This is a genomic window from Candidatus Poribacteria bacterium, assembly GCA_021295755.1.
Lineage (GTDB): Bacteria > Poribacteria > WGA-4E > WGA-4E > PCPOR2b > PCPOR2b.
In genome coordinates this window covers 1-18,785 of record JAGWBT010000059.1, presented here as the reverse complement: position 1 = coordinate 18,785, position 18,785 = coordinate 1, and the positions used below count along the sequence as shown (strand labels likewise).

Here is an 18,785-nt window from a genome sequence, read left to right as displayed (position 1 = left end):
TGTCCTTGTTGATAGCGCAATTACCGTTCCTAAAGGACGAAAGAATACTCGTCCTTTAGGGCGGGGAGTATGTCAAAATAATGAAACCGACATGAGGTGGGCCACAGGCTCGTCAACTGATTCAGTCATCAAAACGTAAATCAGAAACAGAAGATATGCTGTGGGTTGTTTCCTCATCAATCGTTGATCTGCACAGTATACGGCATTACCAAAAAGTTCCGGTGTTCCATGACGGCTTCCGCAAGCGTGGGCAGTTTCCAGTTCACCCGGGAATGGTTTAACCGAATTGTGTGCAAAGCCTCCAACCACTGTTCCCACACTCCTTGCTGCGGCAATCGAATGAGCTGCACTTTTTTTCGGGCTAGCCCCGCTTTTTTTCGGGCAATTGAGAGTGCGAGGTTTAATCCACCTAACTCGTCAACCAGTCCGATCTCCTTCGCCTGTTTACCTGTCCAGATTCGCCCCTTTCCGATTTCATTGACTGCTTCTTTTGTCATCCCACGACCGTCTGCTACCTTACCGATAAAGTCCTCATAAATCTCTTTAATCTGTGCCTGAATAATTTTGCGCTCTTCGGCAGGATAATCGCCGTAGTCCGAGTAAAAATCGGCGTGTTTCCCGCGTTTGAGAACTTCTTTGTGCAGTCCAATTTTGTCGTAAAGTCCCTTGAGGCTATATTTGCCGGAGACGACACCAATCGAGCCGGTGATGGTGCCCGGTTCGGCGACGATAACGTCCGCCGGCACAGCGATGTAGTATCCGCCAGATCCGGCGACATCACCCATGGAAACGACCAACGGCTTAACGTCTTTGAGCCGTATCAACTCACGCCAGATCGTGTCGGCAGCGACGACCAATCCTCCGACGCTATCAATACGTAACACGACTGCCTTGACTGATGAATCTTTACGCACATTTCGGATGGCACGCGTGATGGTGGTGGATCCCATTGTTTTGGTTCCCGTGAACGGATCCGTAAAACTGTCACCCGTCATCATCATCCCTTCTGCCTCAATAATTGCGATTTTTGGCAGAGGGACTTCCCAGTCATGTTCATATTCGATGATACCCAGATACTGGTTTGCCTTGACTAAACGGCAATCCTTTCCTGTGAGATCATTCGCTATGCTTCTGAGTTGATCACGATATGCCAGCTGATCGACAATACCGTGCGCTAACGCTTGTTTCGCTGTAAAGGGTCCCTGATCAATCAGGCGCTTTACATCATCTTGGGTCCAACTCCGCTTATCCGCAATCGACTGCGTCAACTGATCGTATAGATCATCAAGGATTGCGTTTTGTACTTCACGGTGTGCTTCCGACATCTCTTCCCGTGTGAAGGCGTCCGACGCCGATTTGTACTCGCCGATATGCTCCAGATCCGCCCGTATACCGAGTTTGTCGAGTACCCCTTTGTAGAACGCAATCTCTGAGCGCAATCCAATCAAACGCACTTCGCCGGACGGGTGCAGTACGATCCGATCGCAGACCGATGCAAGCAGATAATTACCTGTCGAACAGGTGGTCATATAGCCGACGACCTTCTTGCCGCTCTCCTTAAAGTCCAAGATGGCATCACGCATCTCCTGCAAGCGTCCGATACCGTAGCGACTGCCTCCGATCTTGACCAACGCCCCTACGATTTCTCGATCTCTTTTGGCAACTTTGAGAGTTTTTTCAATCTGACTCATTTGCACATCTAGGAACGCCCTGCGGCGTATGTGTCGGGTTGTATGAAGCGCTTGAGAAATGGACATATATCCCACGGTTCGTTGATACTCCTGATTTTCGTCGAAACGATTATAGATTCCCAGCCCAAACTGCCGGAAGTTGATCGCAAAGCGGATGTCAAAGCTGGTATCGTCGTTCACGCTGCCGCGCAATGTTATCCAACGCAAGGGGCGCACCTCAACGGCAAGGTTAAAATCCACTCCCTTGACCTTTTCGATTTTTCGGGCATCAACTGAGAGGGTTAGACGGGACGTACTGGGTCGAATTGCCACCCCGAAGTCGTAGGTTCTACCCAGTTTTTCTGCATGAAAACGGGGACGGTTCAGGTCTCGGGCAACGATGCCGGCTGATAGGTATCGTCGGCGCAACATCAAGCCCAATGACCATGATGTAAGTTTGTCGTAGTTGTCCTCCTCGGAATTCACCCAACTATAACCGGTTCCCCAATAAAGCGAAGGACCGATGTTGCTGCCACTAGAGAGGGTATATCGATTAAAATCAACCCCATCTTCGCCGGTGGCAAACTCCATCCCAAACCCCGCCTTTGCCGCCGAAATGAACAGGGCGTCATCAACCCCGAAATCGCTTTCGGCAGCACGCAGATAATGGAGATTAAACCCTCGTCCCCCAGCACCTAGACCGGCGGGATTAAAAAAAGTAGCGAGTGCGTCGTCGCTAATAGCAACAGAGTTAGAAGGCAGGGGTGCGCTGACTTTAGGTGAATCCGCAGTAGCGAGCTGGCAGTTAATCAGAACTGAAAGGATGGCGGCGAAAAATAGGTGTGTTTTATTCAAATCATTATTCCTTGTTAAACGAATACGCTTTCGGACTTAATCAGCTTCAGCCTTAAAAAGGGTTTAAGTACAGTGGGGTGCCACAACAGTGCAGTCGACTTCTCATATTGACCGAGAGTGTGGTTAATCCCCGCGGTTTAGGTGTTACCGTGTGCGAGAAATCCGCCGTCCACCGTCAGACAGGTGCCGTTGACGTAATCTCCCATTGGTGAACAGAGAAAAACTGCTGCCTGCGCGATGTCGTTTGGCACACCGATTCGACGACTCGGAATTGACGCCAAAGCGTCGCCGCCAACATCGCCTTGCGCTCGTTCATGTTCTTGCTCCGGGGGCAGCTCGCGGCTATCGATCCAACCCGGTGCAATCGCATTCGCTGTGATGCCGGTGCCTGCCAAATCGCGGGCGATGCTCATCATCAAGCGAATCACACCCGCCTTTGCAACACCGTAGGCGGTGTCTTCTTCCCAGACGCGCACAGAATGTATGGATGAGATGCTGACAATTCGCCCATCTGATTTTTGATCGATCATCTCTTTTGCAGCCCGTTGGCTGCACAGGAAGTACCCCTTCAAACTCACTGCCATCGTCCGATCCCAAACCTCCTCGCTGATCTCAAGAAACGGCGTATTCTCTGACCAGTAGGGATTATTTACCAAAATATCAATCCGGCCGTGTTCCGCGAGGAATTCGTCGAATAAGGTGTTCACCGAATCGCTGTTACTGATGTCTGCAACCGTAAACGTGCATCTGCGTCCGGTTTCACGGATAAGCGCAATCGTCCGATCTGCGGATCCGTCGTGTTCAATATCGTTGAGTCCAATATCGCAACCGTTCTGCGCTAAGGCGAGGGCGATTCCTCGCCCAATGCCGCGTCGCGAACCAGTAATGAGCGCTTTTTTACCTTCCAATAACATATTGAGTTCTCCCTGGGTTATTTCAGCAGGTTTTGAAGTGATAATGCAGCCGTGTTTGATGGTTCTGTTTGAAGTGCGCGTTCAACCGTCGATCTAGCAAGGTTTATTTGACCAAGGTAGTAGTAGCAGGCAGCCCTGAGCGCCTGGAGATCTGCGACAGACTGATAATCATGTCGAAAGAGGGTTCGATGGTCCCCTTGTAATGCGTTGTCAATGGCACGGAGCGCGATCTGAAAATCGGAGGCACTTTCACGGCGGAGAAATAGCGTATTGGCTAACCCAATCCACGCATCCGCGCTGGAGGTATCTGAGCGGATGGCAGCCTCAAATGCCCTTTGCGCCTTCGCCAGAACGTCTGGAGTCGCGCCGGGCGCATGTGCGATACTGAGGTGTGCCCAGCCCATGCCGTTGTGGGCGTCCGCCCGGGTTCCATCGAGTTCAATTACACGCTCAAAATGTAGAAGTGCAGCGGAAAAGTCCCCTTTATCGTAGGCTGCCCAGCCGTCCCTCTGTCTCTGCTCCACAACCGCGATATCAGTTTCGGGATCATCTGAACAGCCAAAGACCATCATACAGAGGGCTAAGGTTAGACCGATCCAATGAGTCGCTGGAGGACCGAAAATACAAAACGTGTAAAGTGAAACCGATTTTTTCATTCGTTCCTTCATCGTGGGCATGAATCTCCAATACCTACTAGGGGTAGAATAGCATTCCGCAGATTGAATTGTCAACCGCTTTTGTTGCGGTTCACCAATAACTCATCGGAGCAATATGGGGTTTTACAAATTTCAGTGACAAACAGACCGAGCTATGCTATCATTGCGTAAAGCTTAATTCCTCAACCATTCTGGGTGAGGGAGGCTCACTTAATCTATAGAAAGGTACCATCTTAATGATTCGGCGAACAAAAGATGATCGTCAAATTTGGTTGCAACTCCGCTTTATACTCTATTTTACGATCATTGCTTTTCCACTATTTGCTCAAACGTCAACGACCCTTCGTGGTTTTACTCGTGCGAATTCAATTGTACAAAAAAAATATGAAGAGGCGTTCAAGCAGCTTACCTCTTCCGAAATATGTCGGCGGGAATTGCGGTATTTAACAGAAGAACCTCACCTTGCCGGGACGGAGAATAGTTATAAAATTGCACAATATCTCCATGATAAGTATCAGGAATACGGATTGGACGCGCAGATCTACGAATACGAGGTCTATCTACCGTACCCAATCGAAGTTCGTGTCGAGATGATTGCACCGACGCATTATCTCGCAGTTGGAAAAGAGGAAAGCTGGGAGTGGGATAAGGATTCCTACGAAACGAATATTGTAGCAGGCTATAATGCTTATTCGCCGGACGGTGATGTGACCGCCGATCTAATTTATGTCAACCGAGGTTTGCCCGACGATTATCGGAAATTAGCAGAGATGGGGATTTCGGTGGAAGGCAAAATCGCTATCGCAAGGTATGGGGGTAGCTATCGAGGAGTCAAGGCGAAGATCGCAGGGGAACAGGGCGCCGTTGGTTTGATTATCTATTCGGATCCGGCAGACGATGGATACATGAAAGGCGACGTTTACCCACGTGGTCCCTGGCGATCGGCCGATGCGATTCAGCGAGGGACAGTGAAGTATATTTTTCAGCATGCCGGCGATCCACTGACACCGGGCTGGGCATCGACCAAGGATGCACATCGTATCCCAATTACAGAGGCGACGGATCTCCCGCAAATTCCTGTCGCGCCGTTGGCGTATCGGGATGCAGAACCGTTGCTCAGGGCCCTGGCAGGGCCAAACGTTCCTAGAGGCTGGCAGGGGGGGTTGCCTTTCGCATATCACATTGGGCCGGGACTCGCAAAAGTTCACCTTAAAGTTCGCAGTGAACATAAGAATCGCCCAATCTACAATGTGATTGCAAAACTGAAGGGGACAGAAAACCCGGATCAGTGGGTGATCCTCGGCAATCATCATGATGCTTGGGTTTACGGTGCTGCCGATCCGAGTAGTGGTACTGCTAGTCTTTTAGAGGTTGCACGTTGTCTGGGACAACTCGCAAAGGAAGGGCATCGCCCCAAACGTACCATTGTCTTTGCAAGTTGGGATGCGGAGGAGTTCGGCATCGTTGGATCCGCCGAGTGGGCGGAAGATTTGAAAACTGAACTTCAGCGGAAAGCGATTGCGTATTTGAATGTCGATATTGCGACAACAGGGATGGAGTTTTATGCGAGTGCCGTGCCCTCACTCAAGCTGCTAGTAAAGGAGGTCGCACAAACCGTTATGGATCCGCATACTCATCAAACAGTTTACGAAGCGTGGAGGCAACATCAAGAAAACCATGTCCCACGGGTCGGCAATCTCGGCAGCGGGTCAGACCACTCCCCCTTTATTGGACATCTGGGCATACCAGCCATCAGCATGGGATTTTACGGTCCCTACGGTGTCTACCACGCTATGCAGGACACCTTCTATTGGATGGAGCGTTTTGGCGACCCAACGTTTCGGTATCACGTGGCAATGACACAGATTTGGGGGATTATAGCGTTACGTCTTGCGGATGCAGATATTCTGCCATTCGACTACGCAGCGTACGCTGACGAGCTCCTAAGCCATCTAAAAGCCCTACAAAACGAAAATAAACATAGCACTATTACAAAGGATAGGCCGGAACGTCTCCGGGCATTACTCAGGGAGTGGGCAAGAATTGCGGAAGATCTTCACCGCACCCTTGCCACTCAACTGCAAAATGAGGAGTTGGTCGAAACTACAGCGATAAATCGCCGTTTACAGGACTTAGAGCAAATATTAACCTCAGAATCTGGATTGCCATTGCGTCCGTGGTTTAAGCATTTGGCTTATGCACCTGGGCTCAACAGTGGATATGCTGCAACCATTTTTCCGGGGATTCAGGACGCGCTTGAAATGAACAATGAAGAACAGGCATCAATCGAGGTAGATCGTCTGGCAGATGTGTTTCAACAGATGATTGAGGCGCTAAAGCAGATTGCTGATGTAAGCGATAACTTGTGATCTTTAAGCAGGGTCTAATCGTGAAAATACGCCCTCCTTATAATCGGTGAGAGTTTCATTGATTGCACGTTGGGCGATTCCAGCCAGTACAGGGTTGGTAGCCTGATAGTAAGGGAGGGCAATCAACCCGAAAGACAACGCCCAGCCACGACCTCGCGCCCAAGTTGTGTCATCAACCTGTAGCACCGCACGGAATATTGCCCTGTTCTCGGAAGACAGGAACACCCATGCAGCCATCACGTCACATGCTGGATCGCCCACGCCTAGTCCCCCAAAATCGATAACGCCAGTAAGCCTACCTTGTTGGACGAGCAGATTTCCAGCGTGCAGGTCTCCATGTACCCAGGTGGGTGCCCCGTTCCACGCTGGGGTTTCGATGGCTGCGTCCCACACTGCGGTCACTTCGTCAGTATCGATCACATCATGTAGGGCTGCGATTGCGTCGCGAGTCTGCTGATCTCGCATTGCTAGCGGGACGCCGCGGTAAAAGTTGTGTTGCCCCGGCGGTGGACCGCCGGTAGCCTCAACCCCCTGTAGTACAGTTATGAACTGAGCCAAATCAGTCGCTGCTTGGCGTGGATCAGTGATGGGCGCGGTAGTCGCGTCTTCACCTTCGAGCCACCGATAGACAGACCAATGCCACGGGTAGCCTTCGCTAGGTTTACCCTTCGCAAGTGGAACCGGGATGTTCAGCGGTAAAAGCGGAGCCAGTCTAGGAAGCCATTCCTGCTCCTTATCCACTTGCCCAACAGCCGAGGGGATGCGGGGTAGTCGCACGACCATGTCATGACCAAGCCGATAGAGCGCATTGCCTGTGCCGGCGGAATGGACCGGCTCAATGGGCAGATTCGCCCACTGCGGAAATTGTGTGATGAGCAACCGGGCGACCAGCGATACGTCGGTATCCACCTCGTCGATATGCATCTTGCTAGTGGACATGTGTACTTCACATAGTAGGCAAGTTGGTCGGTGAAATTTTTAACAGATCTAGAGCGTTCAATTCAATGTTTCCTTTTTGTCTTACGTACTTAAGCCTTAACTATAGAACGGCGCAATAGTGCTAATTAAGCCCTATTTTCTATATCTAACCCCTGCTCTAGGAAGAACTTCAAAAAATCACGCTGGCGGCGATCGAAAGTCATCTGAGTCGCGTAGAAATTAGAGATCTGGGCATGTTGAAGATAATAACCTTTGGTGCTAGTTTAGTAAGAAAGTCGTTTCCACATGGTTCAAGTTGAAAATCCCGATTTATCGGGAGTTCATTGGTTCATTAGTTGGTTGGTTCATTCATTCTTTTTACGTGCCCCCGTCGGATACACATGTCGCCCCGCTGGGGCTAAATGAACCGATGAATCAATGATTTTTACGTCTCACGCATCACGTTTCACGTTATTAATAGCTGCAAACTAGCACCATTGGTTTATATGAACCAATAGTGTAATTGCTTCCTACAACACCTTACTTCCCTGCATAAACGTCGCGCAGATCCTTGCGCCTGCGGTGTGTGCGTAAAACGAGATGGGTCCAACCCACGCAATCTCACAACGCGGATAGCCACGGGCTTTCATATCTTGGAGACAGCGAAGAAAAAGGACTTTCCCGATTCCTAAGCCGCGTAACCGTTCTTCTACCCCTGTGGGACCGAACCCGCCGCGAAACATTGTGACATCGTAGGTGGCGAAACCGCAGATGTTGCCATCTGAATCGAGGGCTATAAATGTTGTCACTGGCGTACTTTTCAGCGAATTGCACGCTTCCGTTGTCCAGTTTTGGCTCCAAGTCCCCAACATCCACTCGTAAAATGTCTGTTCCTCTTCGTGCTCCAGCCGTCTTATTTTGAAGCCTCTTTTTGCGAGCTTCGACTCCGCCTGTGCCGTGTCAAAATCATTTACTGTAAGGTCTACCTCCATATTGTGCACGTAACGTTCAGCGGTGTAGCCATGCGACTGAAGAAAGCAGAATGCTTCGGTATAGCGAGGATCCAAACCGGGGGTGAAATAGTACGGTGAGCAATTCAGGATACGCACTCGCTCTGCACCACCTGACCGAAAAAGTTCTTCTATCTCCGCTAACATCATGCTCCCAAGCCCTAATCTACGATGTTCCCGATCCACAGCAAAGAGTTTCAGGCATCCCTCATTCCCGCGCAACACACCAACCATGAAGCCGATTGTTTTTCCGTTATTACGTAGGAGAAACCCGTGGTCGGGCAAATAATCCTGGTCGTCGAAAATCCGCTTGTGCAGAATCCCCGCCTCAAACTGACCTGAATGAAATTCAAAGTTACGGTTACAAAAAGCAGCCAGTTCATCAAGATGCTGTGGTTGAAGTTCGACAAAGTGTGGCATAAGGTTTTCCTATAGGACTTACGCAGTTGAACGTTGAGATTTTGTAGTTCAATGCTTCAATGCTGATGCGGGGCAAGATGCCCCGCCTACGATGGGTATAGATTATGCTTATGCCCCGATACGCCCGATGAATCGGGCAACTACAGTCGATCCGTAGGTTTGTGGTTAAGCGATTTATCGCCCGTGGTAGCGTGCAACGAACGCGCTACTACAAACTGAATTGCTAACTCCTATCCTATACAGACTTGTGGGCTAAATTTCAGGAAAGACGTTACAATCGTCGGGAGCTGTCCAGAGATCGGGCGCATCTTCGGTGGAAAAGTTGGCATTCTTACCAAATTCTTCAAGGACCTGGTAGTCATTTTGAGTTGTTTCGAGTGTGTGTAACACCGTTTCACCAGACCAATCCGCTTTGACTTCGGCAAACAGTTCATCTCGAATCTCCGAATAAGCGGCATCATCGGCAAGGTCGTTCCATTCACCGGGGTCGGTTTCGAGATTGAACAGTTGGGGCTGATCATACCCGTGATAATAGTTCAGTTTCCAACTCCCACGGCGAATCATCCGAGCCGGGGGATCGTTTTGGAGACCACCCAACTCTGCAAATGCTGTATTGTGCCAATTGGGAACGCTTCCATCGCCAACCAAAAATCCTTTGAGGCTGCGCCCACGTACCCCGAACATCGGTTTGCCCCCTGCGAGGTCAACAAGCGTCGGTCCAATATCAAGCAGGCTAGTCACCTCAGCGACTGTCTGATCTTCGGCAAACTGTCCGGGCAACGCAAAGATGAGCGGTACACCGACGGAGTCTTGATAGAAACTCGACTTCCACCACATCCGATGCTCGCCTGCCATTTCACCGTGATCAGAGGTGTAGATAATCAGTGTGTTCTCGCCGAAACGGGTGTCCGCTAACGTGGATAGCATCTTTCCAATCAGTTCATCCATGAATGTTACCAGACCGTAGTACGCTGCACGGGCGATTCGCACCTGCTCGTCTGTCAGTTCATCAACTCCACGGTGTTCTCGCCACGATTTCATGAATGGGTGGAGCGAATCGTGATAGCCTTGAGGTAGTTGTGGCACATCAATTCTCTCAAGATACTCGTCGAAAAGCCGTTTCGGTGCAATGAACGGACAGTGCGGCAGCACATATCCAACCGTCATGAAAAAGGGACGATCGCCTGGATTTTTGTCTAATGATTCAAGAAATTGGCAGGCAACCTGCGTGACATCTTCATCATAGCGGGTGTAGGCAGTACGTCCAGGACCCGCAACCTTGACACCGGCGGCGGTTTGACCGGCGGTGTAGGTGGGAATATGTCCCAGTTGGGGACTGATGTCTCCGATAATCCGTCGTTCAAAACCGTGCCGTTGGTCGGGACCGTTAAAGTGCATACGTCCGCACAAGGTCGTTTCATATCCAGCGTTGACAAGGTGATGGACGAAAGTGGGTATGTCGGATTGGAGGCGGCAACGATTGGTCCAGACACGGATATCCGAGCTATGCCGACTCGTCAAGAATGTCATCCGTGAAGGCACGCAGAGGGGGTTGGCGCAATGATTATTGGCAAAGCGAACCCCATGCGCCGCCAACCTGTCGAGTGTTGGGGTTCGCACGATCTCACTCCCGGCACAACCAAGGAAGTGTGGACTATGCTGATCCGACATAATCAGCAGAATATTTGGAGGAGTTGTCATGTCAAGACCTCAATTTGAAGATGCACCTTCGGGGGGATGGAGAGTTTTCATCAAACAGCATCTCCTGCCAACACGAACTGCTCCAGAGCTGCTGCGACGCCGTCCGTATCATTTGAGGAGGTCACGTAGAATCCGTGTTGTTTAAGTGCTTCGTCTGCATTCTCCATAACCACCCCCGTTCCGGCGAATTGCAACATATCCAGATCGTTATAGTTGTCGCCAATTGCGAGGATTTCCGACGGCTGTATCTCCATCTGTTCGGCAAGGTAACGTAACGGCAGATCCTTGCCAACTGTTGCGTGTGAGAGACCGAGAAAAGCGTGCCGTCCATTATTGATGATTACAAGGATTGGTTTGACTTGTCCATCTAAGCGCGTCTGAAAAATTTCAGCGACCTCATGCGCCTTCTCTGCGGGAACAACAGAGATAACTTCAATCACGTCGCCCGGCAGGTCGGTTGCCAGATTATCGACCCATTTCAGGTGGGCTTTATTTTCCTCAAGATAGCCACGCTCCCAAGCATCAAGTTGATCGCCGTATTCCTCAACAAAGATATTGGCTGAATCCTGCGTGCCTTCAAAAACGACGGGCCGGAGTCCGAGTTCCTTCGCGATCTGGACGACCTGTTTCGCAACGACACAGGGCAGCAATTGATGGTGCAGCAGTTCGCCGTTGAGACGTTTGAGGATTGCACCGTTGTGTGCCGCTAACAACACCTCTGGAAACTCAAGTTGTAAAACCCTCGGTTTTGCCGTGATGAAACGTCGTCCGGTTGCAACGACAATGGTTGCGCCCGTTTGGGCGACGCGATGTACAACCTCCTTTGTACGCTCCGTAATCCTTCCGTCCGAATCGGCGAGTGTGCCGTCAATGTCCAAGGCAATCAGTTTATATTTTGTCATCATTAATTCGCCTTGTTAAGCAACTCTGCCTGCGCCTGTAATACTGTTGCAACTGACAACTCTTCGTCACCTTTGGCGGTACTACATTTCGTGCCGAGGAATATGGGTTGAGAACTTGATGCTAGCACAGAAGCGCAAGACATAGCATCTTCTTCAGTAAATCCGCTTTGGGGATCGAGGTGCGAATTGTGAGAGTCCGTGAATCCATCCGCAGAGGGACCGGCACCCGACAAAATCACGCCCGATAGCGGCACGTCCGATTCCAGAATCTGGTGTACCCCTGATAGTGGCACGTCGCCGTTGACTAGCAGGCGCCCCCAGTTCACCATGAGCGCGATGGGATTCCCTGATACGCTCTCTCGGTTTACGAAGGATAGGATTTGGATAAGATCGGATAGCGTCAATGAAGCCTTTTTGGCTGAAGGGAACGGTATCGGATGGTCAGAAGGAAGCCAGTCCGTTACTTCTACTGATAGCGTGGTGTCCGGTAGGATAGATGCAGCCAGTTGGTGCAAATGGGTTAAACTCTTATGGAATGCAATGGCGTGCGGCAGGGTTTCCCCGGAGCGTCCGCCGGTGTGGACGAAGACATTACGGACACGGATACCAGCCTCGGATAACGTCATACATTGCTGCAAGGATGAGCAGGCATCCACTAGCGCTGTTTGACGAGCCGATTCGTCCAGTGAAGAGAGACCGTACGCTGGGTTCTTCTGCCCAGCGGTTGCCCACTGCGCTACAAAGGTTGCCACTATTGAAGCGGACAGTTCGGTGAGTACATCAACGACCTCTGGCACTACCGGTACGCCCGCTAAAATTGGAACTTCAAAGGTGTTGATATTCCACTCTTCCACCGCTTTACGATACCAATCCGCTTGTTCGGTTGGCGAAAGCGTACCAACGATGGTATAGGCGCCTAGAACTTTTTCGGTAATCATTCTGATGTCCTTTCATAGTAGGGGTGGATCATGTTGGGAAGGGAAAAAATCGTAACAGACTCCCGCTTTTTTGTCAAGTTTTTTTGCTCAGATCTAGGATCATTGAGTGAGGTGTCGGGATTCGGAGATCCTTCAAAAATGTAGCATGTTCTAAGCCGGTGGGGTCGGCTATTTCGCTATCTCAAGCCGATAGCCTCTCTAATCGTAACATCTCCTGCTGGGTCAACGCTCGCCCTAATAGATACATTGGTGGCTTTGGCAACGTTCCGACAATAAACTACATAGCTTTGCCAAAGACGTTCATCAGATTCTTCACCGGCGACACGCAACGCATGCTGATCAAAGATTGGGAAGTCCGCTTCATGGAAAAGATGCAGGATTGCTGAACCAACGCTTAGCCCAATGCCGTGCAATTCTGACAGATGGTCTATGCTCCGATGAATATCCGTAGTTCTAAAAGCTGCTGATGTCTTTTTGACGATATAATCTTCACAGGTTTGTCGGATATATCCAAGTTTCGTACGTAATTTCCAATGCACAAGTGTTTCCCAGCTGGACTTTGGTAAGGTGCTTGTCTCGGCGCACGGTTGGTCTGAGTGCTAATAACTCTTTTCACGTTCCTATGCCGCACGGCTTACTGTTTGTTCATACTGTTCCGCCCAGTACAAAATTGCGTCTCGCCAATTTTCAGTTGGGGAATTGCAAGCAATTTCATTCGATTATCTAAAATCATTTTCTGCCTTTCTAAGTGGTTATACAGTTGCTTACGACTCATAGCCGCTAGTCCCCTGCGTTTCTATCGCCCGCCGGGGACATGGCAAGGGGCGATAGTGTTCGCTAATTGCGATTATTGAAGTCTATCGTAGCACAATATAGGCGACCCTTCAAGCCCTTTTTGCATTGCGATACATTGCAATCTGTTGTATAATATTATCGTTAACACCTGTGTAGCAGAAAGGACAAATATCCAGCTATGAACGGAAGGGAGAAGATCCAAGTCACTGTCGGGTTTCAGCCACGAATTCACGGACGGCTATCCCAACTCGCTGAGCAATATGAAATGACCATCAATGAGATTGTCCGTGAGTGCGTTGAGATAATCTGCCCCGTCTAAAAGAGCGGGAACGCAAGCGGATAAAGAAGCGTGAAAAGGCTTAGAACCTACGTCACGCTTGAAAACTCGACACCGGGAGAATTAACGGAAAGGAGGACTGTTAGAGATTCGGACGCCTATTAGCCGTAAGGCTTACGGATGCCGAGCCACTAACAGACACAATGCAATTTACAGACTGGAGCCCTAAACATCTGACTATCGCTGCGCTTGCCATTGCAACCATTATCGGACAAACCATCGCTATCCTTGCACGTTTGAACAAAACCACCGAACGGTTGGAAAAGCAAGGGGACGATTTTAAGCAAGCACTCAAAGAGCAAGGCGAGACGTTCTTGCACGCCCTAGAACGGATCGAGGATAGGATAGATAAGCGGTTATCCGATATGCAGGCAGAAACAAATACCCGGCTATCTGATATGCAAGCCGAAAGCAATACCCGGCTATCTGATATAGAAGCTGCCCTCCGACAACTTAACCAGAACCACATCGACCACTTAACACACCATGAGCGGAGGGAATTATGAACTATAAAAAAGCTCGGTTATATCGGTTTAGGTGCAGTAATCATGCTTATCGGGATGGGCGTGGTAGCTACCCTAACAACGCCACTGGTCGCTCAGCACGATAGAGTTTTTAACACAATCACCTGTCGAGGGATTAAGGTAGTTGATAAGGCAGATGAAGCAAAAATCTACCTAACAGTTTTTGAAGATGGAGCAGGTATCTCCATCCGTGATAAAGATGGAAAATCAGGTGTTTCCTTAGAATCCCAAAAAAGTGGGAATGGTGTATGGGTCAAGAAATCGGGAAACATCGGTGTGGGCTTAATGGCTGGTGAAGATAAAAACCTTCTCCGTATCTACGATAAAGCAGACAAACATGCCATCGGCTTAGGGGCTGATAAATATGCCAACTACCTCTTTATCGACGACTCGGCGGGGAAAAGATCATTTGAGGTTGAAGTCTCTGTGCATCGCAATCGGTTAGGAGTCTTCGATAAATCATCGGGGGAGGGAATCGGATTCTACGGTGATTCAAACGAAGCGAGACAGACTACGTGGTCTCCACCGAAGGAGGGAAATACACGACGAGTATGAAAAAGACGCTCAACAACTGGCTGCCGTTCCTCTAACTTGTAATGGGCTATCCCCGGCTAGGGTGCTGCTAGCGAATGGAGGGTGCAGGGCTTTCATACAACTTCCTTTGCGGGGCGTGGCAGGTTCGCCCAATTTCCGTCGGCATCTACGCCACAACAGAGGATGCTGCTCTTATTCCAGCCTTCGTGCGCGATTACATCCGTCGAAGCGTAGCGCATTGTCAGTCCACAACGGCGACGATCGGAGTCGTTGCGCGGTGAACCGTGCAGCAGCAGGTCAGAATGCAGGGAGATTTCACCAGCTTTCAACTCAACATGAACGGGTTCAGCGCGAATTTCTGTGGCTTCGGCGGTTCGGTATAGTACATTGTCCTCAGCGGGATCGCTGGCGTGGTGTTTTAACTCGCCGCGGCGATGGGATCCGGGGATAAACTGCATACAGGCATTTTCGATATCCGCATCGTCGATGGCGAGCCATACAGTGACAGTTTTTGAGGGGGTTAGGGGCCAGTAATGTGCATCTTGATGCCATGAGACCGTTTTTCCATCGCCGGGCATCTTGCAGAAATAGTGTGTTCCCCAGCAGACAAAATTCGGTCCGAGCAGATCTTGAACGTATTCCAAGATGATTGGATTCACGACGAGGTCATAGAGACCTTGGCAGTGTTTGTGATAGCCGTTGATTGAGTAGCTGTTTTTATCGGGTTCAAGATTCGCGAGTAACCTATCAAGATATTGTCGGTTTGCAGCGGTTTCCTCATCATTGAAGATGCGAAACCCTTTCATGTAGCCGTTTTGATTGTAAGACGCGATCTGTTCTTGGGAAAGCCGGTGGGGCCTCTTGCATTTCGATGGATAGAATCTTAAATCTCGCTTGAGATGGGGCCATGTGCTGTCGTTTGCCATAATTCTTATTACCTCTTTTTTTGATAGAGATTTTTTTATTTTAACGCAAGTTGCTAGTAGCCAGCATATTCAAACCAATAGACCCGAATCCCCGTATGAATTGTATCATTTCTGTAGGTCGATTTTCCAAAATCAATAAATACCTAGAACATAGCGCGATAGTCCGGAGTGTTTTGTCGAGATGTGAATCTCGACCTACAATCAACTCTAAGCTTTTGGCACAAATGGGCGGGACAAGATGCCCCGTCTACCGTTGGCTGCGTAAGTTTTGTCGAGATGTGAATCTCGACCTACAATCTATTCTAAGTTTTGGGCACAAATGGGCGGGGAAACCAAATACCTTCTTACAGTTGGCTGCGTAAGTCCTATTTATAGTAGATTTTAGAATTACTGACCTTGTCAGGGGGACTTCAGAAAATTCGAGCGGCTCGCAGTTATTGGTAAATGTCCCCTTATTTCTCGTGTTTACTATATTTTAACTCCGTGCCACAGTATACACGATGCGAAATTAAATCGGAAGTGTATTTTTGGAAATCCGTGATGACTATTCAAGAATTTCAAAACCTTATAGAGCGAATCTACTATAATCAAGATGCTGAACGCGGTGTAGAGGGCACATTTGTTTGGTTCACTGAGGAGGTTGGCGAACTTGCCAAAGAGATTCGACGTGAGCAACGGGATATAGAACGGCTCCGCGCTGAGTTTGCTGATGTATTTGCGTGGCTATCAACGCTGGCTAGTTTGCTCGGTGTCGATCTCACCGAAGCCGCACAAATTTACGCCGATGGCTGTCCTAAGTGTGAATCTACGCCCTGCAGTTGTTAAATGAATTGGCAATGATGTGTAATTTCTTTGGATGTTTGAGTCAACATGCGCAGGACTTATGCAAACTTAGCACACGGGGGCAGATTTTTGACTTAGATCCCCCAACCCCCTAAATCCCCCTTGTCAGGGGGACTTTGGCAACTCAGGGGGACTTATGAATCCGCTGCGTAAGTCCTAGTATATTTTTAGAGATCTTTCAAGGAGGTCAACATGGACACGGCTCCATTAATTGAGGGACAAGAAAGTGTCTTAACCGATAAACAGAAGAAACAGTGGAAGGAAGATGGATATCTCGTTCTGAAAGGTATCCTGTCTTCAGAGGAGATCGAAAACCTGACTGCTGTGGTCGACCAGATGTACGAGGAACATCTACAGCAGCCGGATGTGAAGCCGGACGCAGGACTGGATCGGCGAAATGTTATGGAGGATAACGACATCTTTGTCGGTCTGATGGATCATCCCGTGACGTTTCCGATCGTGCTTGAGTTGATGAGTCCTTACATACACTTGAGTATGTCCGAGGTGTTGGTGCGTCCGACCGATCCGGAGGGGAAGGGACTTCTGCACACAGATGGCGGTCAAGCGATGCGCCAGATACGGGTGAGTGACAGTAGTCTACCGTTCCAGATCAAGCTCCAATATTTTCTGACCGATCTACCGGAACCGGATATGGGGAACTTCACGCTCGTCCCCGGCGGTCATAATCGTCCCTTTCCAGATGGAGGATTTGAGGAGGGACCGTATATCCCCGAAGCGGTGCAGCTCTGTGTGGAGGCGGGTGACGTGGCGATTTTTCCTCATGCGATGTGGCACGGTTTCGTTGCGAATAGATCGGACAAACCTCGCAAAACCTTGATTTATTGCTACGTCCACCAATGCATGCGGGCGTTTGATTTTGAAAAGGCATCGCCCGAACTGTTGGAGCGGTGTACGCCGCGGCAGCGACGGTTGATTGGGGACATTGGCGAGTGGAAGGCTGGCTCTTACTTCTATTCACCGCCGGATCAGGTGGAAGTCATGCTCGGAAATGAATCGTAAGCAGAACATTTCCCAATTTGGTGGGCTTAGTCGATATCCGCATTCGGCAAGATCGTGGCTTTGACGCAACGCATGTCTAACGCGCTCTGCACAGCCTCCGCGACTCCTGCTTCCGTAAAGGGAAACTCTGTTTGCATCCGAGGCCAGGGATAGCGGTCGCGGGCTCGATCTAGCATGTCAATCCCCGCGGGGAGGTCGTTAGCGGTAATCCCCCAACTTCCCACTAATTTTATGTCCTTGATACAGATGCGGTGCCAGTTCGTTTCGATGGAACCCGCGTCGGTGAATTGTCCCATCTCTAGATAGGTTCCCCCGTCCCGAAGCATTTCGATCCCCTCTGGACCTGCTGAGGGGTGACCGCTGCAATCAATTACCAGATCTGCACCAAAACCGCCGACAATCTCGCGGACAGCGTCAATCCGCGATTCTGCTGTCTGATATTCCTCTATTGACACAGTAGCCTCTACGCCAAACTCGCGGCATAGTGCGAGTCGCGGATTCTCAGGTGCTCCCACCATGATGACACGACCCGCACCCATCTCTTTAGCGGCGGTAATCATTAATACCCCGATCGGACCGGAGCCTTGGATGACGACGGTATCGCCGAACCGGAAACCGTTGATTGATGCGGCGCGGTTAAGTGCCCGGATACAGCAGGCTAGAGGTTCGGTCAACGCCCCCAGCATCAACGACATGTCGTCCGGCAGGCGATAGATTTTCGTGGCGGGCAACATCTCTAAGTCAACATAGACCATCTCCGCCCATCCGCCCCAGAGATGCGGCGGCTTGTCAAACGGTAGATAACGGCCGTAGTAGGTCGGGTTGAGACAGCGATTGGCGTGCTCTGGGTAGTGGGCGCAATAGTAACATTCCCCGCAAGGCATCAGCGGCGGTAGCATGATCTTGCTGCCAACTTCCAATGGGTTTCCCATAAAATCGACTTCCAAGGCGGGGCCCTTTTCGACAATAACGCCAGCCAATTCATGTCCCAGTGTAAAGGGCCAAGGGAGGGGCTTGGGCCAATGCCCCTTGAGGATATGTAGGTCGGTGCCGCATACCCCACAAGCACCGACTTGGATCAGTGCCGCTTTGTCGGGCACATTTGGTCGGGGCACGGTCTGGATCTGAGGTGCAGCTCCGGGACCATCGAAGGTTGCTACACGCACTGTTTGCATAGGAAACTCCAATTTATGAGATGTTAATACGATAGTGGACCTTAGAATTAATGAGACACTCCAAATGCACAACCAACCCCCTAAATCCGACCCCCGATTTTATCGGGATGTACCGCTTATCAGGGGGACTTTTGAGATTGCACGAAGGTCGGGGTTATTGGTAAATGTCTACTTATTTTTAGAATTCACTATAAACCTTTGGTGCTAGTTTAATGAGAAGGTCTTTTCCACATTGTTCAAGTCGCTTTGGATCCCGATTTATCGGGGAGTTCATTGGT

At 50.0% G+C, this 18,785-nt stretch carries 17 protein-coding genes; 6 read left to right on the top strand and 11 right to left on the bottom strand.

The window, feature by feature from the left end; genetic code table 11:
* Positions 1 to 176 precede the first annotated feature (176 nt).
* The 3 genes from sppA to J4G02_10300 all read right to left on the bottom strand — a co-directional run bounded on the left by sppA (position 177) and on the right by J4G02_10300 (position 4,095).
* Positions 177 to 2,525 (bottom strand): signal peptide peptidase SppA, encoded by a 2,349-nt coding sequence (gene sppA / locus J4G02_10310; protein MCE2394966.1) that lies wholly within the window; start codon positions 2,523 to 2,525, stop codon positions 177 to 179.
* A gap of 137 nt (positions 2,526 to 2,662) precedes the next feature.
* Positions 2,663 to 3,439 carry an SDR family oxidoreductase gene (locus tag J4G02_10305; protein MCE2394965.1) on the bottom strand — a complete coding sequence of 259 codons (777 nt, stop codon included), beginning with the start codon at positions 3,437 to 3,439 and terminating at the stop codon, positions 2,663 to 2,665.
* Between the two features lie 17 nt (positions 3,440 to 3,456).
* On the bottom strand, positions 3,457 to 4,095 hold the full coding sequence (locus J4G02_10300; protein MCE2394964.1) for a tetratricopeptide repeat protein: 639 nt from the start codon (positions 4,093 to 4,095) through the stop codon (positions 3,457 to 3,459).
* Positions 4,096 to 4,331: 236 nt separating this feature from the next.
* Here J4G02_10300 and J4G02_10295 point away from each other — a divergent pair, with 236 nt between their 5' ends.
* Positions 4,332 to 6,464, top strand: a complete 2,133-nt coding sequence (locus tag J4G02_10295) for a M28 family metallopeptidase (protein MCE2394963.1) — start codon at positions 4,332 to 4,334, stop codon at positions 6,462 to 6,464.
* A gap of 3 nt (positions 6,465 to 6,467) precedes the next feature.
* Here J4G02_10295 and J4G02_10290 read toward each other — a convergent pair whose 3' ends face one another.
* The 6 genes from J4G02_10290 to J4G02_10265 all read right to left on the bottom strand — a co-directional run bounded on the left by J4G02_10290 (position 6,468) and on the right by J4G02_10265 (position 12,892).
* Positions 6,468 to 7,403 carry an aminoglycoside phosphotransferase family protein gene (locus tag J4G02_10290; protein MCE2394962.1) on the bottom strand — a complete coding sequence of 312 codons (936 nt, stop codon included), beginning with the start codon at positions 7,401 to 7,403 and terminating at the stop codon, positions 6,468 to 6,470.
* A 509-nt stretch (positions 7,404 to 7,912) separates the two neighbouring features.
* Positions 7,913 to 8,812 carry a GNAT family N-acetyltransferase gene (locus J4G02_10285; GenBank protein MCE2394961.1) on the bottom strand — a complete coding sequence of 300 codons (900 nt, stop codon included), beginning with the start codon at positions 8,810 to 8,812 and terminating at the stop codon, positions 7,913 to 7,915.
* Between the two features lie 252 nt (positions 8,813 to 9,064).
* Positions 9,065 to 10,513: a sulfatase-like hydrolase/transferase gene (locus tag J4G02_10280; GenBank protein MCE2394960.1), complete on the bottom strand. Its 1,449-nt coding sequence runs from the start codon at positions 10,511 to 10,513 to the stop codon at positions 9,065 to 9,067.
* Positions 10,514 to 10,563: 50 nt separating this feature from the next.
* The gene (locus tag J4G02_10275) at positions 10,564 to 11,418 is read right to left on the bottom strand and encodes a Cof-type HAD-IIB family hydrolase (GenBank protein MCE2394959.1); all 855 of its coding nucleotides are present in this window, start codon (positions 11,416 to 11,418) and stop codon (positions 10,564 to 10,566) included.
* Complete coding sequence (locus tag J4G02_10270; GenBank protein MCE2394958.1) at positions 11,418 to 12,353, bottom strand: DUF4862 family protein; 936 nt, start codon at positions 12,351 to 12,353, stop codon at positions 11,418 to 11,420. The genes J4G02_10275 and J4G02_10270 overlap by 1 nt, the downstream gene beginning before the upstream one ends.
* 176 nt (positions 12,354 to 12,529) lie before the next feature.
* Positions 12,530 to 12,892 (bottom strand): hypothetical protein, encoded by a 363-nt coding sequence (locus J4G02_10265; protein MCE2394957.1) that lies wholly within the window; start codon positions 12,890 to 12,892, stop codon positions 12,530 to 12,532.
* A 434-nt stretch (positions 12,893 to 13,326) separates the two neighbouring features.
* Here J4G02_10265 and J4G02_10260 point away from each other — a divergent pair, with 434 nt between their 5' ends.
* The 3 genes from J4G02_10260 to J4G02_10250 all read left to right on the top strand — a co-directional run bounded on the left by J4G02_10260 (position 13,327) and on the right by J4G02_10250 (position 14,564).
* Positions 13,327 to 13,467: a hypothetical protein gene (locus J4G02_10260; GenBank protein ID MCE2394956.1), complete on the top strand. Its 141-nt coding sequence runs from the start codon at positions 13,327 to 13,329 to the stop codon at positions 13,465 to 13,467.
* Between the two features lie 161 nt (positions 13,468 to 13,628).
* Positions 13,629 to 13,991, top strand: a complete 363-nt coding sequence (locus J4G02_10255) for a hypothetical protein (protein ID MCE2394955.1) — start codon at positions 13,629 to 13,631, stop codon at positions 13,989 to 13,991.
* Positions 13,992 to 14,033: 42 nt separating this feature from the next.
* Positions 14,034 to 14,564, top strand: a complete 531-nt coding sequence (locus J4G02_10250) for a hypothetical protein (GenBank protein ID MCE2394954.1) — start codon at positions 14,034 to 14,036, stop codon at positions 14,562 to 14,564.
* A gap of 92 nt (positions 14,565 to 14,656) precedes the next feature.
* On the opposite strand, the gene J4G02_10245 is transcribed toward J4G02_10250, so the two are convergent.
* On the bottom strand, positions 14,657 to 15,469 hold the full coding sequence (locus J4G02_10245; GenBank protein MCE2394953.1) for a phytanoyl-CoA dioxygenase family protein: 813 nt from the start codon (positions 15,467 to 15,469) through the stop codon (positions 14,657 to 14,659).
* Between the two features lie 540 nt (positions 15,470 to 16,009).
* On the opposite strand from J4G02_10245, the gene J4G02_10240 reads away from it, so the two are divergent.
* Entirely contained in the window at positions 16,010 to 16,294 is a 285-nt protein-coding gene (locus J4G02_10240; protein MCE2394952.1) for a nucleotide pyrophosphohydrolase, read from the top strand.
* A 210-nt stretch (positions 16,295 to 16,504) separates the two neighbouring features.
* On the top strand, positions 16,505 to 17,332 hold the full coding sequence (locus J4G02_10235; GenBank protein ID MCE2394951.1) for a phytanoyl-CoA dioxygenase family protein: 828 nt from the start codon (positions 16,505 to 16,507) through the stop codon (positions 17,330 to 17,332).
* Positions 17,333 to 17,358: 26 nt separating this feature from the next.
* On the opposite strand, the gene J4G02_10230 is transcribed toward J4G02_10235, so the two are convergent.
* Positions 17,359 to 18,507: a zinc-binding dehydrogenase gene (locus J4G02_10230; GenBank protein ID MCE2394950.1), complete on the bottom strand. Its 1,149-nt coding sequence runs from the start codon at positions 18,505 to 18,507 to the stop codon at positions 17,359 to 17,361.
* Between the last annotated feature and the right edge of the window lie 278 nt (positions 18,508 to 18,785).

What these genes read in the sequence shown, in the direction of transcription:
- J4G02_10295 (MCE2394963.1), top strand. Translation starts at nt 4,332, where the DNA reads ATGATTCGGCGAACAAAAGATGATCGTCAAATTTGGTTGCAACTCCGC.
- J4G02_10245 (MCE2394953.1), bottom strand. Translation starts at nt 15,469, where the DNA reads ATGGCAAACGACAGCACATGGCCCCATCTCAAGCGAGATTTAAGATTC.
- J4G02_10290 (MCE2394962.1), bottom strand. Translation starts at nt 7,403, where the DNA reads ATGTCCACTAGCAAGATGCATATCGACGAGGTGGATACCGACGTATCG.
- J4G02_10255 (MCE2394955.1), top strand. Translation starts at nt 13,629, where the DNA reads ATGCAATTTACAGACTGGAGCCCTAAACATCTGACTATCGCTGCGCTT.
- J4G02_10240 (MCE2394952.1), top strand. Translation starts at nt 16,010, where the DNA reads ATGACTATTCAAGAATTTCAAAACCTTATAGAGCGAATCTACTATAAT.
- J4G02_10280 (MCE2394960.1), bottom strand. Translation starts at nt 10,513, where the DNA reads ATGACAACTCCTCCAAATATTCTGCTGATTATGTCGGATCAGCATAGT.
- J4G02_10235 (MCE2394951.1), top strand. Translation starts at nt 16,505, where the DNA reads ATGGACACGGCTCCATTAATTGAGGGACAAGAAAGTGTCTTAACCGAT.
- J4G02_10305 (MCE2394965.1), bottom strand. Translation starts at nt 3,439, where the DNA reads ATGTTATTGGAAGGTAAAAAAGCGCTCATTACTGGTTCGCGACGCGGC.
- J4G02_10250 (MCE2394954.1), top strand. Translation starts at nt 14,034, where the DNA reads ATGCTTATCGGGATGGGCGTGGTAGCTACCCTAACAACGCCACTGGTC.
- J4G02_10300 (MCE2394964.1), bottom strand. Translation starts at nt 4,095, where the DNA reads ATGAAAAAATCGGTTTCACTTTACACGTTTTGTATTTTCGGTCCTCCA.
- J4G02_10275 (MCE2394959.1), bottom strand. Translation starts at nt 11,418, where the DNA reads ATGATGACAAAATATAAACTGATTGCCTTGGACATTGACGGCACACTC.
- J4G02_10230 (MCE2394950.1), bottom strand. Translation starts at nt 18,507, where the DNA reads ATGCAAACAGTGCGTGTAGCAACCTTCGATGGTCCCGGAGCTGCACCT.
- J4G02_10270 (MCE2394958.1), bottom strand. Translation starts at nt 12,353, where the DNA reads ATGATTACCGAAAAAGTTCTAGGCGCCTATACCATCGTTGGTACGCTT.
- J4G02_10260 (MCE2394956.1), top strand. Translation starts at nt 13,327, where the DNA reads ATGAACGGAAGGGAGAAGATCCAAGTCACTGTCGGGTTTCAGCCACGA.
- J4G02_10285 (MCE2394961.1), bottom strand. Translation starts at nt 8,812, where the DNA reads ATGCCACACTTTGTCGAACTTCAACCACAGCATCTTGATGAACTGGCT.